General features: G+C 59.1%; 16 protein-coding genes. 7 read left to right on the top strand and 9 right to left on the bottom strand.

What is annotated here, in order from left to right:
- Positions 1-5: 5 nt before the first annotated feature.
- The 5 genes from ptsP to HKX44_RS00920 form a co-directional block, all read right to left on the bottom strand.
- Complete coding sequence (ptsP, locus tag HKX44_RS00940; protein WP_276149432.1) at positions 6-2,255, bottom strand: phosphoenolpyruvate--protein phosphotransferase; 2,250 nt, start codon at positions 2,253-2,255, stop codon at positions 6-8.
- 314 nt (positions 2,256-2,569) lie between these two features.
- Positions 2,570-3,808, bottom strand: coding sequence for an aspartate kinase (locus HKX44_RS00935; RefSeq protein ID WP_276149431.1), 1,239 nt, complete (start codon positions 3,806-3,808; stop codon positions 2,570-2,572).
- A 178-nt stretch (positions 3,809-3,986) separates the two neighbouring features.
- Positions 3,987-4,643: an SDR family NAD(P)-dependent oxidoreductase gene (locus tag HKX44_RS00930; RefSeq protein WP_276149430.1), complete on the bottom strand. Its 657-nt coding sequence runs from the start codon at positions 4,641-4,643 to the stop codon at positions 3,987-3,989.
- Between the two features lie 13 nt (positions 4,644-4,656).
- Complete coding sequence (locus HKX44_RS00925; RefSeq protein ID WP_276149429.1) at positions 4,657-5,085, bottom strand: DUF1178 family protein; 429 nt, start codon at positions 5,083-5,085, stop codon at positions 4,657-4,659.
- Positions 5,086-5,133: 48 nt separating this feature from the next.
- A complete protein-coding gene (locus HKX44_RS00920) occupies positions 5,134-5,637 on the bottom strand; it encodes an NUDIX hydrolase (RefSeq protein ID WP_276149428.1) in 504 nt (167 codons plus the stop codon).
- A gap of 80 nt (positions 5,638-5,717) precedes the next feature.
- On the opposite strand from HKX44_RS00920, the gene modA reads away from it, so the two are divergent.
- Genes modA through modC form a run of 3 tightly spaced genes read left to right on the top strand, consistent with a single transcriptional unit; the run spans position 5,718 to position 8,205 of the window.
- Entirely contained in the window at positions 5,718-6,440 is a 723-nt protein-coding gene (gene modA / locus HKX44_RS00915) for a molybdate ABC transporter substrate-binding protein (RefSeq protein ID WP_276149427.1), read from the top strand.
- Positions 6,437-7,126 (top strand): molybdate ABC transporter permease subunit, encoded by a 690-nt coding sequence (modB, locus tag HKX44_RS00910; RefSeq protein ID WP_276149426.1) that lies wholly within the window; start codon positions 6,437-6,439, stop codon positions 7,124-7,126. Before modA ends, modB begins: the two co-directional genes overlap by 4 nt.
- A complete protein-coding gene (gene modC, locus HKX44_RS00905; protein WP_276149425.1) occupies positions 7,123-8,205 on the top strand; it encodes a molybdenum ABC transporter ATP-binding protein in 1,083 nt (360 codons plus the stop codon). The genes modB and modC overlap by 4 nt, the downstream gene beginning before the upstream one ends.
- Positions 8,206-8,218: 13 nt before the next feature.
- Here modC and HKX44_RS00900 read toward each other — a convergent pair whose 3' ends face one another.
- Entirely contained in the window at positions 8,219-8,986 is a 768-nt protein-coding gene (locus tag HKX44_RS00900) for an EcsC family protein (RefSeq protein ID WP_276149424.1), read from the bottom strand.
- Between the two features lie 46 nt (positions 8,987-9,032).
- Complete coding sequence (locus tag HKX44_RS00895; protein ID WP_276149423.1) at positions 9,033-9,521, bottom strand: N-acetyltransferase; 489 nt, start codon at positions 9,519-9,521, stop codon at positions 9,033-9,035.
- 83 nt (positions 9,522-9,604) lie between these two features.
- On the opposite strand from HKX44_RS00895, the gene HKX44_RS00890 reads away from it, so the two are divergent.
- Positions 9,605-10,210: a flavin reductase family protein gene (locus HKX44_RS00890; protein WP_276149422.1), complete on the top strand. Its 606-nt coding sequence runs from the start codon at positions 9,605-9,607 to the stop codon at positions 10,208-10,210.
- A gap of 51 nt (positions 10,211-10,261) precedes the next feature.
- On the opposite strand, the gene HKX44_RS00885 is transcribed toward HKX44_RS00890, so the two are convergent.
- On the bottom strand, positions 10,262-11,929 hold the full coding sequence (locus tag HKX44_RS00885; protein WP_276149421.1) for a SulP family inorganic anion transporter: 1,668 nt from the start codon (positions 11,927-11,929) through the stop codon (positions 10,262-10,264).
- A gap of 278 nt (positions 11,930-12,207) precedes the next feature.
- Between HKX44_RS00885 and HKX44_RS00880 the strand changes: the two genes are divergently transcribed.
- From HKX44_RS00880 to HKX44_RS00870, 3 genes are all read left to right on the top strand, one after another.
- Positions 12,208-13,080, top strand: coding sequence for an S-methyl-5'-thioadenosine phosphorylase (locus HKX44_RS00880; protein ID WP_276149420.1), 873 nt, complete (start codon positions 12,208-12,210; stop codon positions 13,078-13,080).
- Positions 13,081-13,142: 62 nt separating this feature from the next.
- Entirely contained in the window at positions 13,143-13,772 is a 630-nt protein-coding gene (locus HKX44_RS00875; protein WP_276149419.1) for a LysE family translocator, read from the top strand.
- Positions 13,769-14,299, top strand: a complete 531-nt coding sequence (locus HKX44_RS00870; protein ID WP_276149418.1) for an adenine phosphoribosyltransferase — start codon at positions 13,769-13,771, stop codon at positions 14,297-14,299. Before HKX44_RS00875 ends, HKX44_RS00870 begins: the two co-directional genes overlap by 4 nt.
- On the opposite strand, the gene HKX44_RS00865 is transcribed toward HKX44_RS00870, so the two are convergent.
- Positions 14,296-15,711, bottom strand: a complete 1,416-nt coding sequence (locus tag HKX44_RS00865; RefSeq protein ID WP_276149417.1) for an FAD-binding oxidoreductase — start codon at positions 15,709-15,711, stop codon at positions 14,296-14,298. The genes HKX44_RS00870 and HKX44_RS00865 overlap by 4 nt on opposite strands.
- Positions 15,712-15,721 lie beyond the last annotated feature (10 nt).

The following is a 15,721-nucleotide window of genomic DNA, read 5'->3' as shown; positions in this document are numbered from 1 at the left end:
CCACCTCAGGCTTGATGCTGTGCCTTAACGTATTCCATCACATCCGCGCGCACCGACATTTCACCACGGTCGCGCGCGGCGTTGATGATCGCCCGCACGTCTTCCAGGTTGCACCGGCGCAACAGGCTTTTTACCGGACCAATGGAGGCAGGGCGCATCGACAGGCTGCGAAAGCCGATAGCGGCAAAACACAGCGCCTCGACAGGGCGGCCCGCATCCTCACCGCAGAAAGACAGATCCGTGTCGGTCCGCGCACAGCGTTCAACAATCCCTTCAAGGAAAGTCAGGAAGCTGACGTTTAACGTGTCATAGCGTTTGCGCACACGCTCGTTTTCGCGGTCCGCGGCAAAGAAGAACTGTTTGAGGTCATTGCCGCCAACCGACAGAAACTTTACTTCCTCAAAGAATTTCTCAGGCGCAAAAGCAAGGCTGGGCGTCTCAAGCATCGCGCCAACTTCGATTTCGCAGGGCAGTACATGGCCCAGCTTCGATTCGCGTGCGATGGCCTTGTCGACCTCATGGCGCGCGGCGCGGAACTCTTCGAATTGCGCCACAAACGGGAACATCACCGTCAGGGGTCTACCGTTGGCCGCTCGGATCAACGCCTGCAATTGCATCCGCATCACGCCAGGTTTGTCGAGGCCCACCCGGATCGCCCGCCAGCCCAACGCGGGGTTCGGTTCATCGTTGGGTTTCATATAGGGCAGCACCTTGTCAGACCCGATATCCAGCGTGCGAAACACCACCCGCTTGCCACCAGCCGCATCCAACACCCGCGCATAAAGTGCTGACAACTCGGAACGTTTCGGCATCTGGTTGCGCACAAGGAACTGTAATTCAGTACGAAAAAGCCCAACACCTTGGGCACCTGAACTGACCAGTGACGGCAAATCCGCCATCAGCCCCGCATTCATATCCAGCTTGATCTCCGCACCGCATTTTGCCTGCGCGGGCTGGTCCAGAATGGCGGAATACCGTTCCTGCGCTGCCGCCTGCATCGCAATTTTGTCACGGAACGCCGTCGCCACCATGTCATCGGGACGCAGATGGATCACTCCTTGCTCCCCATCCACCATGATGTGATCGCCGTTCAACGCATCATTGGTGATCCGTCCGGCATGGACAATCAACGGGATCGCCAAGGCCCGCGCCACAATGGCCGCATGCGAGCCGACAGAGCCCCCCTCCAATACGATACCGCGCAACCCGCGACCGTATTCCAATAGCTCAGCCGGTCCAATGTTGCGGGCGACAAGGATCGGATCGGCTGGCATCTCGGCACCGGTATCCGCGCCCTGCCCAGTCAGAATACGCAGCAACCGATTGGACAGATCGTCCAAATCGCTAAGCCGTTCACGCAGATAGGCATCCGTGGACTGGCTCATCCGGGCACGGGCCAGTGATTGCTCTTTCTCCACCGCGGCCTCGGCGGAGAGGCCACTTTGAATATCCTCCGTCATCCGCCGCATCCACCCCTTCGAATTGGCGAACATGCGGTAGGTTTCCAGAACCTGTTGCTGGTCCTTGTCGCCATTTGCCGCCATCGACAGCATCTGATCCACACTGACCCGCAGGGTATCCACCGCCTCGGTAAGACGCTCGGTCTCGCGAACGGGATCATCGGCGATGACATTTGACACAACCACGCGTGGCTCATGCAGCCAGACATGCCCCTCAGCAACCCCTTCCTGCGCAACGGTGCCACGCAACAAGACAGGTTGTGAATGACGCGCCGACATGGCCGCCCCTTCACCGACAAAGGCCCCCAGCTCGGTCATTTCGGCCAGCACCATGGCAACAACCTCAAGCGCATAGACCTCATCGGCAGAAAACTCGCGCGCGGTCTTGGACTGAACCACCAAAACGCCCAAGGCCTCGCCAAGCCGTTGCACCGGCACACCTAAGAAACTTGAATAGATTTCTTCGCCGGTTTCCGGCATGAACCGAAAGCCTGCCGCCTGCGGCGCATCCGGTGTATTGATGACGCGCCGGTACTTGGCGACACGGCCGACGAGCCCCTCACCCAGTTTCATGCGGGTTTCATGCACCGCCTGCGCGTTCAAACCTTCTGTCGCACAAAGCTCAAGCGTGTCCTCATCACGGAACAGATAGATCGAACAGACTTCACACCCCATGGACGTGGCGATCAGATGAGTGATCTTATCCAGCCGTTCTTGGCCGGCGTGATCCCCTGCCATGGCATCCCGCAACCTGCCCAGCAGCTTGCGGCTTTCTGTTTCTGTACGCTCGGCCATGCTGGCGCGTCCTCCCGGGTCAACCCAGAACAGCTTACACCACAGGCCGCGCAAAAGCGAAATGGCCGAATTGATCAAGAAGGTACAATTCTTGGTTGTACCTGCGCGTTCAGCGGAAATTCGCAAAACGCTTAGGAAGGGAGCGCCCTGTTTTGCAACGCACCGCCGGTGATCATCACGCAGCGCGGCAAACAGCCATGCCCGTCAATTTTCTTTGCGTCACTTGCGCCATGCGCACCTGCGCGCCCCGCCGAAACGCGACAGCCCGGCAAAATCTCCGGGCTGTTCAACTCATGTGCAGAAATGCGAAACCCTTAGGCCGCCTTGTCCAGTTCAAAGGCATCATGCAGGGCCTGAACCGCCAGTTCCATGTACTTGCGGTCAATCAGTACAGAAATTTTTATTTCCGATGTGGTGATGACCTGAATGTTGATGCCTTCGTCAGACAACACTTGAAACATCTTTGCCGCCACGCCTGTATGACTGCGCATACCGATACCAACAACTGACACTTTCGCCACGTCCTGATCGGCCAGCAACCCGCTGTAATTGATAATCTCGGCTGATTTCGCATCGGCCATCGCCTGTTCGGCGCGCTTGACCTGATCCACAGGACAGGACCACGTCATATCGGTACGCCCGTCTTCGGAAATATTCTGAACGATCATGTCGACGTTCACACCGGCATCCGACAAAGCGGAAAAGATCAGCGCCGCGATGCCCGGACGGTCCGCAACCGACACCAGCGTCATCTTGGCCTCTTCGCGGCTGAATGCCACGCCCGCAACCACATTGCTTTCCATAATTTCCTCCTCATCACAGACAAGCGTTCCGGCTTCGTCCGATTGTTCTTCAAAACTCGACAACACCCGCAGCTTGACCTTATAGCGCATCGCCAGCTCTACCGAACGGGTTTGCAAAACCTTCGCGCCCAAAGACGCCAGCTCCAGCATCTCTTCAAATGAAATCTTATCCAGTTTTCGCGCCTTGGCCTCGACCCGCGGATCTGTGGTGTAAACCCCGTCCACATCGGTATAAATGTCGCAGCGCTCCGCTTCAAACGCAGCCGCAAAGGCCACCGCTGTGGTATCCGACCCACCGCGTCCCAATGTGGTGATCCGCCCTTCGGGACTGACCCCTTGAAAGCCTGCCACCACAGCAACCTTCATGCCTTCGGCAAACTTCGACATGATATTGGCCGGCGGAATATCCTCGATCCGCGCAGCAGAATGGGCGCTTGTGGTCTGTACGGGCACCTGCCAGCCCTGCCAGGACCGCGCCGGCACGTCCATTTCTTGCAAGGTCAAGGCCATCAACCCGGCCGTGACATTCTCGCCAGAGGACACAACCGCATCATATTCACGCGCATCATACATCGGCGATGTCTCATTAACCCAGCCGACCAGCTCGTTGGTCTTGCCTGACATGGCCGATACAATGACAATCACGTCATAGCCTTTGGCCACTTCCACACCCACGCGCTTGGCCGCGCGGCGAATCCGGTCAAGCGTCGCGACAGAAGTGCCGCCGAATTTCATCACAAGAACAGGCATATTCCCTCGCCTCTTTAGTCCTGCGCCGTTTACGCCAGCGCACCCACAAGAGCAAGCCGGACAACGCCGAAACACTATCTTCCTCTTTTTGGCCCTATATCCTGCGGAGTTTGAGGCAGCGCCTCAACGAATTTGCGTACTGCAAATTCAACAAAAGACTCACTCTGTCCAAGCCCGGTCAAAACGCATGAGGTCTGCCGTCCCAGTTTTCGAAACATCCCGTATTTTCAAGACTTAACGCCGCAAACCGCGTGACCAGACCTTCCACCGCCGCATCCGTGGTGATCTCGGCTTCCCCGCCGCCCATGTCAGTCTGCACCCAGCCCGGATGATAGATCCCGACAGCAATCCCTTCTACCTTGAGATCATTGGCCAGGTTCAACCCGAGGTTCAGCGCAGCGGCTTTGGACGCGCGATAAATATAACTACCGCCACTGCCTCCGCTTTTTGCCCGCGCATCCGACCCCATTTGCGAGGAGATGATGGCAATCTTGGCTCCCTTTGCCCGGCGCAGGTGCGGCAACAGCGCTTGGATACTCATAAACACACCGGTCACATTGGTTGCAAAGCTCTGCGCCCAGAGGTCTGCACCATATCCCGTGTCCAGATCATTGCCCTTATCCAGATAAACCCCGGCATTGCAGACCAGCAAATCAATCGCATGGCCGTCCAGCGCTTCGGCCATTTCGCGGTGGCTAACAGGGCGGGTGACATCCAGTTGCAGCTGTGACGCGACAGAACGTCCAGTGCCGATCACCTCGTGTCCCTGACCGCGGTAATGGTCTGCCAATCCGGCACCAATGCCACGGCTCGCTCCGGTGATCACGATATTCATGGAATATTCCTTATCAGCTTAATTTTTGTTTCGGGCGAAATGGCAACGGCATCAGCGGCACGCCCTCCTCGATCAGCTCTTTCGCCTGATCCAGCCGGGCCTCGCCATAGATTGACCGCTCCGGCTTATCGCCCAAATGCATGGCACGCGCCTCCTTGGTGAAATTCTCACCCACATAATCCGAAGTATCTTCAACCTTCTTGCGCAGGGCTTCCAGCGCCTGTTCCTTTTCGCCGGCAGGCTCTGACAAAACCGGCAGTTGCGCGTGCTTTTGTTCAGACGGGCGCACCCGCGGGGCCATCACCGCCTTGGTGATATTGCGGCTGCCACAGGTTTCACAGCCCAGATGGCCACCCCGCTCCAAGGCATCATAGGCCGCGGCGGATTGAAACCAACTTTCGAAATGATGGTCCTGATCGCATTTAAGGGTGTATCGGATCATTGTCGTTTCTAACTCCTCCTTCAGACATGGATGTCCGACAGCGCGAGGTCAAGAATGCTTGCGACTGCTGCGTGGGTCGAAATTCAGAATCAGGCGGGCCAAATCCGGTTCGGCCACTCGTTTCGCTGCTTTCTTGCGCGACACCCATTTGCGACGGCGCTGGCCGCTCTCGGGAAACTTTTTAGCCAATGATTTGACCAGCACCGGGTATAGCACCACCAGACACGGCAGCTCGTCTCCGATCACTGTTGTCTTGCCATAGGTGTAAACACCCAGCGCATTATCCTCAGGCAAGCCGCGCACTCCGGCCTCTTCCCAGGCTTCTTGCGCTGCGGTGGCCGCAGGGGTTTTGCCCTCCATTGGCCAACCCTTGGGAACGATCCAGCGTTTGGACCGGCGCGAGGTAATCACAAGGATTTGCAACTTGCCACGCCTGATACGATAGCACAAAGCTGCGAACTGCGTCCGCAGATCGCTCTTGCCGGCACCAAGAAGAGAAAGAGGGGGCTGGTTCGCCATATCACGCCTGTAGAACTTTGGTGGCTCAGACATGCCGCGCCGCGCCCTGGACCGCAAGCGTCTAGATACCATTGCGCTTGAAGGGCGCACGCGCTTCGCAGATACTGACCAGAATGTCACGATTTGCCGCTCTTTTGATCTGTTTCTTCCTGCCGACTGCTGCGTATGCCGAACAGATCACCGTCTTTGCCGCCGCCAGCCTGCGCGGCGTGCTGGAAGATATCACAGCACGCGCGCCACAAAAGGCGGCGCTGTCCTTTGGTGGATCGGGCACAATGGCACGGCAAGTGGCGGCAGGTGCCCCCGCCGATGTGGTGATCCTTGCCAATACGCTTTGGATGGACTGGCTGACAGCGCAGGGCATCAGCGGCCTTTCCGCCCCGGTCCACGTCGCAAGCAACAGGTTGGTCCTGATCGGGGCCAGCGATGCTGCGCCGCTGGCTTCGGCAGATGAAATCGCTCCACGCCTTGGCACTGGCCGCCTTGCCATGGGACAACGTGATGCGGTGCCCGCCGGCACATACGCCCGGCAATGGCTGGAACAGGCGGGCGTCTGGGCCGGACTGCGCGCGCAGGTGGCCGAAACCGACAATGTTCGGGCCGCCCTAGCCCTTGTTGCACGCGGCGAGGTGCCGTTGGGCGTGGTCTATGGCAGTGACGCAATGGCCGAACCGAAGGTGCGCATCCTGTTGACCGCCCCGCCCCACGCACATGATCCGATCCTGTATTCCGCGACCAGCCTTTCACCGGTGGGCGCGGCCTTTCTTGACGCGTTAACAACACCAGAGGTGGCGGCGATTTTTGCACGCCACGGCTTTGCACCGGTGCCCGAATGAGCGCTGATGCCGCCGCATGGGAGGCGCTGCGCCTGTCGCTTTGGGTCTCGGTCTGGGCCACCTTACTGGCTGTGCCGCTGGCGCTTTGGGTGGCATGGATACTGGCGCGACGCGATTTTCGCGGCAAAGCCTTGCTAAGCGCTGTTGTCCATCTGCCGCTGGTGCTGCCCCCTATCGTCACTGGTTATCTGCTGCTGATCGCCTTTGGCCGCACCGCCCCCTTGGGCCGCGCCTTGGAAAGTATCGGCATCACGCTTGCATTTCACTGGTCCGGCGCCGTGCTGGCTGCGGTTGTCATGGGGTTTCCTTTGATGGTACGCGCCATGCGCCTCGCCATTGAGGCGGTGAACCCCAAGCTGGAGGAAGCGGCGGCAACGCTGGGCGCGCCGCGCTGGTCCGTCTTTGGCCGTGTAACCCTGCCGTTAATTGCGCCGGGCATTCTGGCAGGGGCGGTGATGGGTTTTGCCAAAGCCATGGGCGAATTCGGGGCCACGATCACCTTTGTCGCCAATATACCGGGCCAGACCCAGACCCTGCCCAGTGCCATCTGGAGCGCGCTGCAAATACCGGGCGCTGAAGAGCGGGCGGTGGGCATGGTGCTGATGGCCTGCGCTGTGGCGATGTCTGCCGTGCTGGCATCCGAAGCCCTCGCGCGGCGCGTCGCCGCAAGGATCACCGGCGCATGAGCCTTGATGTCGATATCACCCATGGTTTCGGGGATTTCACGCTAAGGGTCGCCTTTGAGGCCACGTCGGGGATCACCGCCATCTTTGGTCGCTCCGGGGCTGGTAAAACCACGGTGATCAATGCTGTTGCCGGCCTGCTAAAGCCGGATGCAGGGCGCATCGTTGTAGATGGTACCACATTATTTGACGCCACAACTTTCCTGCCCCCTGCCGCACGCCGCCTTGGCTATGTTTTTCAGGAGGCACGGCTTTTTCCTCATCTCAGTGTGCGCGACAACCTCGAATTCGGGGCGCGCTATGCCCCGGCTGATGCCGTCGGTCCCGAGTTTGGCGATGTGACAGAGCTGCTGGGGTTGAATGGCTTGCTGGATCGACATCCCGCCAAACTTTCAGGTGGGGAAATGCAACGTGTCGCCCTTGGCCGGGCCCTGCTCAGCAAACCGCGCATGTTGTTGATGGATGAACCACTGGCCAGCCTAGATGGCCCGCGCAAGCAGGACATCCTGCCCTATCTCGAACGGCTGCGCGATGGGCCGCTGGGCCTGCCGATCCTTTATGTCAGCCACTCGGTTGAGGAAGTTGCGCGTCTAGCCGACACGCTGGTGCTGCTGAAAGACGGCGCCGTGGCCCGCGCGGGGCCGACGATGCAAGTCATGGCCGATCCTGCCGCGGTACCTTTGCTGGGCGTGCGCGACGCAGGCGCAGTGATCGAGGCCGAGGTCGTTGCCCATGCCGCTGACGGGCTGACTTGCCTGAAGATCAGCGCAGGCGTGCTGCATCTGCCGGGGGTACAGGCCGAGATCGGCACCAAGGTCCGGCTGCGGGTGCTGGCACAGGATGTGATGGTCTCGACCAAACATCCTGAAGGCCTGTCCGCACAGAATATCCTGCCGGCGACAATCGAGGCGATCCAGAAAGGCGGCGGCCCCGGCGCAGCGGTCAGCTTACGGGCCGGCCAGGACCTGCTATTGGCGCGGATCACCGCGCGCGCGGTGACAGAGCTGGACCTGAAAGTGGGCAAACCCTGTTTCGCGATCCTCAAAGCCACCAGCGTCGCTCCGATCAGCATCGGGCGCTAGCGGGGAAGCCTGTCTAGGCTGTGACCTTTGGCTTGGCCATCTTCTCGGCCAATTGGGCCAGTAAATCCTCATGTGGAATATCTGCATCAATCGCCAGCTTGCGCAGACCGAAATGCACATGGGCGACGTCTTGATAATAGCTGGTATAGGCATAGTTGGTCGCGGCGCCAGCCACCGCCCCCAAAACCGGCACGGCTTGGGCGGCCAGTTTCTGGCCCAACACCACCGCGAGTTTCGGTGCGATCTTGGCGATCACCGCCTGCATTGCCCTGCCCGACAAGGCAAGACGCGCCGACAGGAACCCCAGATCGGCCCCCTCATCGCCTGACAAGGGGCCTGCAGCGGCAAAAACCTGTACACAATCGAACTGTACGGACTCGGCCTCTGGATCAAAACCATGTTCGACTGCGACACCTTGGATCACCCGCAACAACAAGGTCGTGGTAACCGGCAGTTCGGCCATCGCCGTCGGCAGCCCCCCTGCGCCGCCTGCCGCTCCCATCGCGGTTGATACCGCCTGGTTCAGCCAACCGGCCTGATCAGGCACCACTGAGCGGCTGGAATGCGCCGCCTTCATGGCCTGATTAAGGGCGGCAATTGTCGCGTTTTCCAGATTGCGCCGGATTCCTTCGGGCAGACGTTCGATCAGATTATCCGCCGATCCGCCAATCAGGTTCAACACGTTGATCCCCAGACCACCCGCCGCCTTGTAACGGCGCGCCAGTTTGTCGATTTCGGCTTCTACGTCTACCGGCGTGGGCAAACTTGACTCTATCTGCATACGAACTCCCCTTCGGCTTTCAATGTGGGAAGCCAGCGCCGGGTTTTCAATCCATCCAGCGGCGCACCTTGCCTGTAATGCCGTCCCACGCCCCCGGTTCCAACGCCCGCCCCAGCACGCGCGCCGGATTGGTGGGCGGCGGCATTTCGACATCTTGCAGGCCTTCGAAGCCGAACCGCCCATAGTAGGCCGCATCCCCGACCAGCATCACCCGAGCCCACCCCAGCGGGGCCGCGTGGCGCAGGCTTTCTTCGATCAAGGCCCGCCCCAGCCCTTCGCCCTGCCGGGTCGGGTGAACCGCCACCGGCCCCAGCAGCAATGCCGTTACGCCACCGATGCGCACCGGCCAATAACGAATTGCACCACCCAATATCCCGTCACCGTCACGTGCAATCTGGCTGAGACCGGACACCGCAGGAATGCCATCGCGCAGGCGGTAAGACGACAAGGCCTCGCGGCCTGGTGCAAAACATGTGTCATAAAGTGCCTCAACCTCCCAATAATCGGTCGGCGTTTCCGGGGTGATCTGATACACGATAGGTCGCTCATTAGAATTGCAGTGGCGTCCGCACTAGCATGGGGTTAGCCATAGGCGCAAACCACCAAAAAGGATTTCCGATGTTCTATAAACCGAGCGAGGGCCACGGCCTTCCCCACAACCCCTTCAATGCGCTTGTGACACCGCGCCCCATCGGCTGGATTTCGACCCGGGACAAGGAAGGCAATGACAACCTTGCCCCCTATTCGTTTTTCAACGCTGTCGCCTATGTGCCGCCGCAGGTCATGTTTGCCTCAACCGGAGCCAAAGACGATGTGGACGGCACCAAGGATTCCGTCGCCAACATCCGCGAGACCGGTGTTTTCTGTGCAAACATCGTCGAATATGCAGCACGCGACGCGATGAACCTGTCCTCTGCCGGCCTGCCCCATGGCACCGATGAATTCGACCATGCCGGCATTGAAAAGCTGGAATGTGACACGATCAACTGTGCCCGTGTCGGCGGTACACCCGCAGCCTTGGAGTGTCGGATGACGCAGATCGTACAGATCGAGGGGGCCTCGAATTACGTGGTCTTTGGTGAGGTCATCGGGGTGCATATGCGCGATGACTGTATGGTAGACGGCCGCTTTGATGTGACCCGCTTTGCGCCCCTGTCACGCCTTGGCTATCGTGACTATGCGGTGGTGCGCGAAGTCTTCGAGATTATCCGCCCGGACGATTGAGTGCGACAGAACGCTTTGCTCTATTCCAGAGCAAAGCGTTCGGCGCGATGATCAGTGCCCGCCCAGCACCCCGGTACGCACGGAGTAATCCACCGCCAGTTCGTAATCGGGGTCATCATCACTATCGACCATCAGGTGGCCCGCTTTTGTCAACAGCTTGTGACAGTCACGGCTGAGATGGCGCAGCATGACATGCTTGCCAGTGTTTTCATATTTCAACGCAACCGCCTCGATTGCCTGTAGGGCAGATTGATCCACCACTCGGCTGTCGGCGAAATCGATGATCACTTTTTCAGGGTCATCCGCCACGGTGAACAATTCCGCAAACCCGTCAGACGAACCAAAGAACAACGGTCCGTGAATTTCATAGACCTTAGCGCCTTTTTCGGAATGGGATTCGCGGGTTGTGGCATCGATGCGACGGGCGTTGTTCCACGCATAGGCCAGCGCGGAAACGATAACGCCCACAACCACCGCGACGGCGAGGTCTTTGTAGACCGTCACAACCGTAACCAACAAGATTACAAACGCGTCTGTCAGTGGCACCTTGCGCAGGATCGTTAGCGAGTTCCACGCGAATGTGCCGATCACTACCATGAACATCACGCCGACCAGCGCGGCAAGCGGGATTTGTTCGATCAGGGGCGAACCCACAAGGATAAACAGCAGCAAGAAGATCGCCGCTGCGATGCCTGCAACCCGTGTGCGTCCGCCGGACTTCACGTTAATCATCGACTGGCCGATCATCGCGCAGCCGCCCATACCGGCGAAAAATCCGGTGACGGTATTGGCGATTCCTTGGGCCACACATTCCTGAGATGCCCCACCACGGGTATTGGTCATGTCCCCGACAAGGTTCAGCGTCAGCAACGATTCAATCAGACCAATCGCGGCAAGGATCACCGCATAGGGTGCAATAATGTAAAGCGTTTCCAGATTAAGCGGTGCCAGTGGCGTGCCATAAAGGCCAAGCCCTTCGCCAAATGGAATATGCGGCATCGGCAGCCCGCCTTCGATAGAGGCCAAATCGCCAACGCGGGGTACATCCATGCCGGTAAAGATCACCACAGCGGCAACAATCCCAATGCCCGCAAGCGGTGCAGGCACCAGTTTGGTGATACGCGGCATCACCCAGATGATTGCCATCGTGGCAGCGACCAGCGCCAGCATCAGATAAAGCGGTTGGCCCGACAACCATTCACCGCCCCCCATGCCGTGGCCAGTATCGACCATCGTGCCTGGCACCTTGAACTGGCCCATCTGCGCCAGAAAAATCACAATCGCCAGGCCGTTTACAAAGCCCAGCATCACCGGATGCGGCACCAGACGGATAAACTTGCCCCATTGCATGACGCCCGCAAATATCTGCAAAATCCCCATCAGGACCACGGTCGCAAAGAGGTATTCGACCCCATGCTGTGCAACCAGTGCCACCATGACAACCGCCAAGGCCCCCGTCGCACCCGAGATCATGCCGGGCCGCCCGCCAATCAGCGCAGTGACCAACCCCACCAGAAACGCGGCATACAGCCCAACCAGCGGGTGAACACCGGCAACAAAGGCAAAAGCAACCGCTTCGGGTACCAGCGCCAATGCAACGGTCAGACCGGACAGCAACTCGATACGCAGACGTCCCACGGAAAACCCGTCTTCGGGCATCCAGCGCAGATCTGTCACTTCGAGATTTTTGGTAAAGGCATGAAAGGTAGAGCGCACCATCGGCTGGCATCCTGTATGACTGGGGGCTGACGTGAAGGGCGCGGCAACGCCTTTGGGCCTCCTATCAAGGATGCTGTGGGATGGAAACCCGCCCGAGACCATAAAGATATAGGGCCTAAGGGGACGCAAGCCTGTTTCGGATCGGCGGTTTTGCCTCCCTCCTTGAATGGCTTTCGCAGCGGCACACCGGCAGACAGGACAATCAGCGGCATGTTTGGGGCTTTTCATGCCCCCTCCCCCAAGGCACAGTGTTAGGGAAATCAAGGCATGAGGGTAACATGGCACAGACAAAAATCGCGGTGATCGGTGGCTCTGGCCTCTATGAAATTGACGGGCTGACGGGGGCCGAATGGGTCACTGTGCAAACGCCCTGGGGCGCGCCGTCGGATGCGATCCTGACCGGTACGTTGGACGGGGTCGAAATGGCGTTTCTGCCGCGCCATGGACGGGGTCATGTTCATAGCCCCAGCACAGTGCCCTACCGCGCCAACATTGACGCACTGAAACGGCTTGGCTGCACGGATTTGATCAGTGTTTCGGCCTGCGGTTCGTTTCGCGAAGAAATGGCACCGGGTGATTTTGTGATTGTAGATCAGTTTATTGACCGCACCTTTGCCCGGGAGAAATCGTTTTTCGGCAGCGGCTGCGTGGCCCATGTCAGCGTGGCCCACCCAACCTGCCCGCGCCTGGGCGATGCCTGCGAAACCGCAGCACTGGACGCAGGCATCACGGTTCATAAGGGGGGCACCTATCTGGCCATGGAAGGGCCACAATTCTCGACGCTTGCAGAGTCCAAGATGTACCGCGAAAGCTGGGGCGCGGACGTCATCGGCATGACCAATATGCCCGAGGCGAAACTGGCCCGCGAGGCCGAACTTTGTTACGCTTCTGTTGCAATGATCACCGACTATGACAGCTGGCATCCCGATCATGGAGAGGTCGACGTGACAGCAATCATTGCCACCCTGATGGGCAATGCCGACAAGGGCCGAAACCTTGTTGCCCGCCTGCCTGCACTGCTGGGGGCCGACCGCCCGCCTTGTCCGCATGGCTGTGACCGGGCGCTGGAATTTGCAATTCTGACACAACCCGATGCCCGCGACCCGACGCTGATGGCGAAACTAGACGCGGTTGCCGGGCGGATGATTTAAGTAGGTGATGTCATTTTGAGTTTCGTCCCGTCATTTCAATCCAAGAATATTAGGAGGGTTTGATGCCATTTGACCTCTGGCTTGCCTTTGTGGCCGCTTCAACAGCTCTTTTACTGATCCCCGGCCCGACCGTTTTGTTGGTCCTGAGCTATGCGCTCAGCAAAGGGCGCACAGTTGCGGTGGCATCTGCCGCCGGTGTGGCATTTGGCGATCTGGTGGCGATGACCGCCTCACTCGCCGGTCTAGGAGCGCTGGTGCTGACCTCGGCCACACTGTTCACAGTGTTGAAATGGGCTGGTGCCATCTATCTGGTCTGGCTTGGGATAAAGCTGCTGCGCTCTGCCCCCTCCGCCGGGCTGAGCCTGCCGCAAAGCACTGGGATCACAGGCCGCAAGGTTTTCGCCCATACGGCGGCAGTGACAGCATTGAACCCCAAATCCATCGCATTTTTCATCGCCTTTGTGCCGCAGTTTATCACATCGGGCACGCCGCTCTTGCCGCAGTTCGCCATCTTGATTGCAACCTTTGTAAGCCTCGCAGCCCTCAATGCGCTGGCCTATGCGCTGCTTGCCGACCGTCTGCGCCGCGTTATCAACCGGCCCTCGGTCATCATATGGCTGACCCGCGCAGGTGGGGGCGCGCTGGTTGCCATGGGCATTCTGACAGCAACCCTTCGCCGGAGTACCACATGAAAAAGATCGAAGACTACATCCGTACCATTGTTGATTTCCCTCATGAAGGGATCATGTTTCGCGATGTGACAACGCTGTTCGCCGATCCGCGTGGGTTTCGCATGGCGATTGATCTGATGCTGCACCCCTATGCTGGTATCGAGATTGACAAGGTTGTCGGGCTGGAGGCGCGCGGTTTCATACTTGGCGGCGCAATTGCGCACCAGTTGAGCGTCGGTTTTGTGCCGATCCGCAAAAAGGGCAAACTGCCTGGTGCGGTGATCTCCGAGGCCTATACGCTGGAGTATGGCGAGGCGATTGTAGAAATCCACGATGATGCGATCCGTGCGGGCGAGAAAATTCTGGTGGTCGATGACCTGCTGGCAACCGGAGGCACCGCCGAGGCGGGGATCAAGCTGGTGGAACGGTTGGGCGGCGAGATCGTCTCAACGTCTTTTATTATTGATCTGCCAGAGCTTGGCGGTCGCAAAAAACTAGAAGCGATGGGCATGGAGGTGAACGTGCTGTGCGAATTTGACGGGCTTTAGGTGCCCAGCACAGCACCCGGATTCATGATGCCATTCGGGTCAAGCGCCGCCTTTATGGCGCGCATGGCTGACAATTTCGCAGGATCACCATAGTGTTCAAGGTCGGCCCGTTTCATCCGCCCGACCCCATGCTCCGCACTGAATGATCCGCCCATTTCATGCACGAGATCATGCACTGCGGCCTTGATTGCGGGCTTTTGGTTTTCATGGTCCGCGCGGGAGTTTCCTTTTAACGGGAAGACGTTGTAGTGCAGATTGCCGTCCCCGACATGGCCGAAACAATTGATACGGAAATCACCGATACGGTCCAATACCTGCCCGGCTTTGGTGATGAACTCCGGGATCATCCCCAACGGCACGGAGATATCATGACTGGAAATCGAACCGATACGCCGGTTTCCTTCGGGGATCATCTCGCGCACATTCCAGAAGGCTGCGGATTGGGCGGCGCTCTGCGCGATGAGCCCGTCAGAAACAAAACCGGCCTCATGGGCGGCTGCAAAGAGTGTTTCCAAAGCGTCGGACGGGTCCAAATCACCACTTAGCCCGACATCAATCAGGACTGTCCATTCCGGCAAATCGGCAAACGGCAGGCGCACTTCGGGCAAGGTTTCTGCAAGGAACTCCATGCCTTGCCGATGGATCAATTCAAACCCACTGATCATTTCACCCAGCTGCCCCCTGGCCAAAGACAGCAGATCCAGTGCTGCGCGTGGGCTTTTTACCACCAGCAGGGCCGTGCCCATACGTGCGGGTTTTGGAAAGATCTTCAGCGCCGCCGCCGTGATCACACCCAATGTCCCCTCCGCCCCGATCAATAGATGGCGCAGATCATAGCCGGTGTTGTTCTTGCGCAGCCGCGTCAGCCCGTTCCATATCTGCCCATCCGGCAAAACCGCCTCAAGCCCCAGACACAGATCGCGGGTATTGCCATAGCGCAGCACCCCGGTGCCACCCGCATTTGTTGACAGGTTGCCGCCTATCCGCGCAGAGCCTTCCGAGGCCAGCGACAAAGGAAACAGCCGTTCAACCGCATCCGCCGCCGTTTGGACATCAGCAAGGATCACGCCGGCCTCGGCAACCAAAACGTTTTCATCCGGATAGGCATCGCGCAGCTTGTTCATCCGCTCAAGTGAGATGATCAACGGGGCCGGCCCGTCGGGGGCGACCTGCCCCCCCACCAGCCCGGTGCCGCCGCCATAGGGAATGACACCGACCTGTGCATCATTCGCATGTCGGATCAGGGCTGCAACCTCTTGGGCACTGCGTGGCAGGGCCAGCAGACTGCGCCGACCAGCATAAATCCCGCGCGGTTCCTCTAGATACCGTTCGCCGGCCTCGTGAAGGGTATCATCGGGAAGGTCCGCAGCTAGGCGGGCACGAAAGGCGGCATCAGCAGGGTTTAAGGTCATTCCCTTTGAT

It is taken from the genome of Sulfitobacter sp. M05, assembly GCF_029285175.1.
Classification (GTDB): domain Bacteria; phylum Pseudomonadota; class Alphaproteobacteria; order Rhodobacterales; family Rhodobacteraceae; genus Sulfitobacter.
This window is presented reverse-complemented; position numbering and strand designations above follow the sequence as displayed.

Bases quoted from the DNA above. Each gene is read 5' to 3' on its own strand.
- ptsP (WP_276149432.1), bottom strand. From the start codon at position 2,255: ATGGCCGAGCGTACAGAAACAGAAAGCCGCAAGCTGCTGGGCAGGTTG.
- HKX44_RS00935 (WP_276149431.1), bottom strand. From the start codon at position 3,808: ATGCCTGTTCTTGTGATGAAATTCGGCGGCACTTCTGTCGCGACGCTT.
- HKX44_RS00930 (WP_276149430.1), bottom strand. From the start codon at position 4,643: ATGAATATCGTGATCACCGGAGCGAGCCGTGGCATTGGTGCCGGATTG.
- HKX44_RS00925 (WP_276149429.1), bottom strand. From the start codon at position 5,085: ATGATCCGATACACCCTTAAATGCGATCAGGACCATCATTTCGAAAGT.
- HKX44_RS00920 (WP_276149428.1), bottom strand. From the start codon at position 5,637: ATGTCTGAGCCACCAAAGTTCTACAGGCGTGATATGGCGAACCAGCCC.
- modA (WP_276149427.1), top strand. From the start codon at position 5,718: ATGTCACGATTTGCCGCTCTTTTGATCTGTTTCTTCCTGCCGACTGCT.
- modB (WP_276149426.1), top strand. From the start codon at position 6,437: ATGAGCGCTGATGCCGCCGCATGGGAGGCGCTGCGCCTGTCGCTTTGG.
- modC (WP_276149425.1), top strand. From the start codon at position 7,123: ATGAGCCTTGATGTCGATATCACCCATGGTTTCGGGGATTTCACGCTA.
- HKX44_RS00900 (WP_276149424.1), bottom strand. From the start codon at position 8,986: ATGCAGATAGAGTCAAGTTTGCCCACGCCGGTAGACGTAGAAGCCGAA.
- HKX44_RS00890 (WP_276149422.1), top strand. From the start codon at position 9,605: ATGTTCTATAAACCGAGCGAGGGCCACGGCCTTCCCCACAACCCCTTC.
- HKX44_RS00885 (WP_276149421.1), bottom strand. From the start codon at position 11,929: ATGGTGCGCTCTACCTTTCATGCCTTTACCAAAAATCTCGAAGTGACA.
- HKX44_RS00880 (WP_276149420.1), top strand. From the start codon at position 12,208: ATGGCACAGACAAAAATCGCGGTGATCGGTGGCTCTGGCCTCTATGAA.
- HKX44_RS00875 (WP_276149419.1), top strand. From the start codon at position 13,143: ATGCCATTTGACCTCTGGCTTGCCTTTGTGGCCGCTTCAACAGCTCTT.
- HKX44_RS00870 (WP_276149418.1), top strand. From the start codon at position 13,769: ATGAAAAAGATCGAAGACTACATCCGTACCATTGTTGATTTCCCTCAT.
- HKX44_RS00865 (WP_276149417.1), bottom strand. From the start codon at position 15,711: ATGACCTTAAACCCTGCTGATGCCGCCTTTCGTGCCCGCCTAGCTGCG.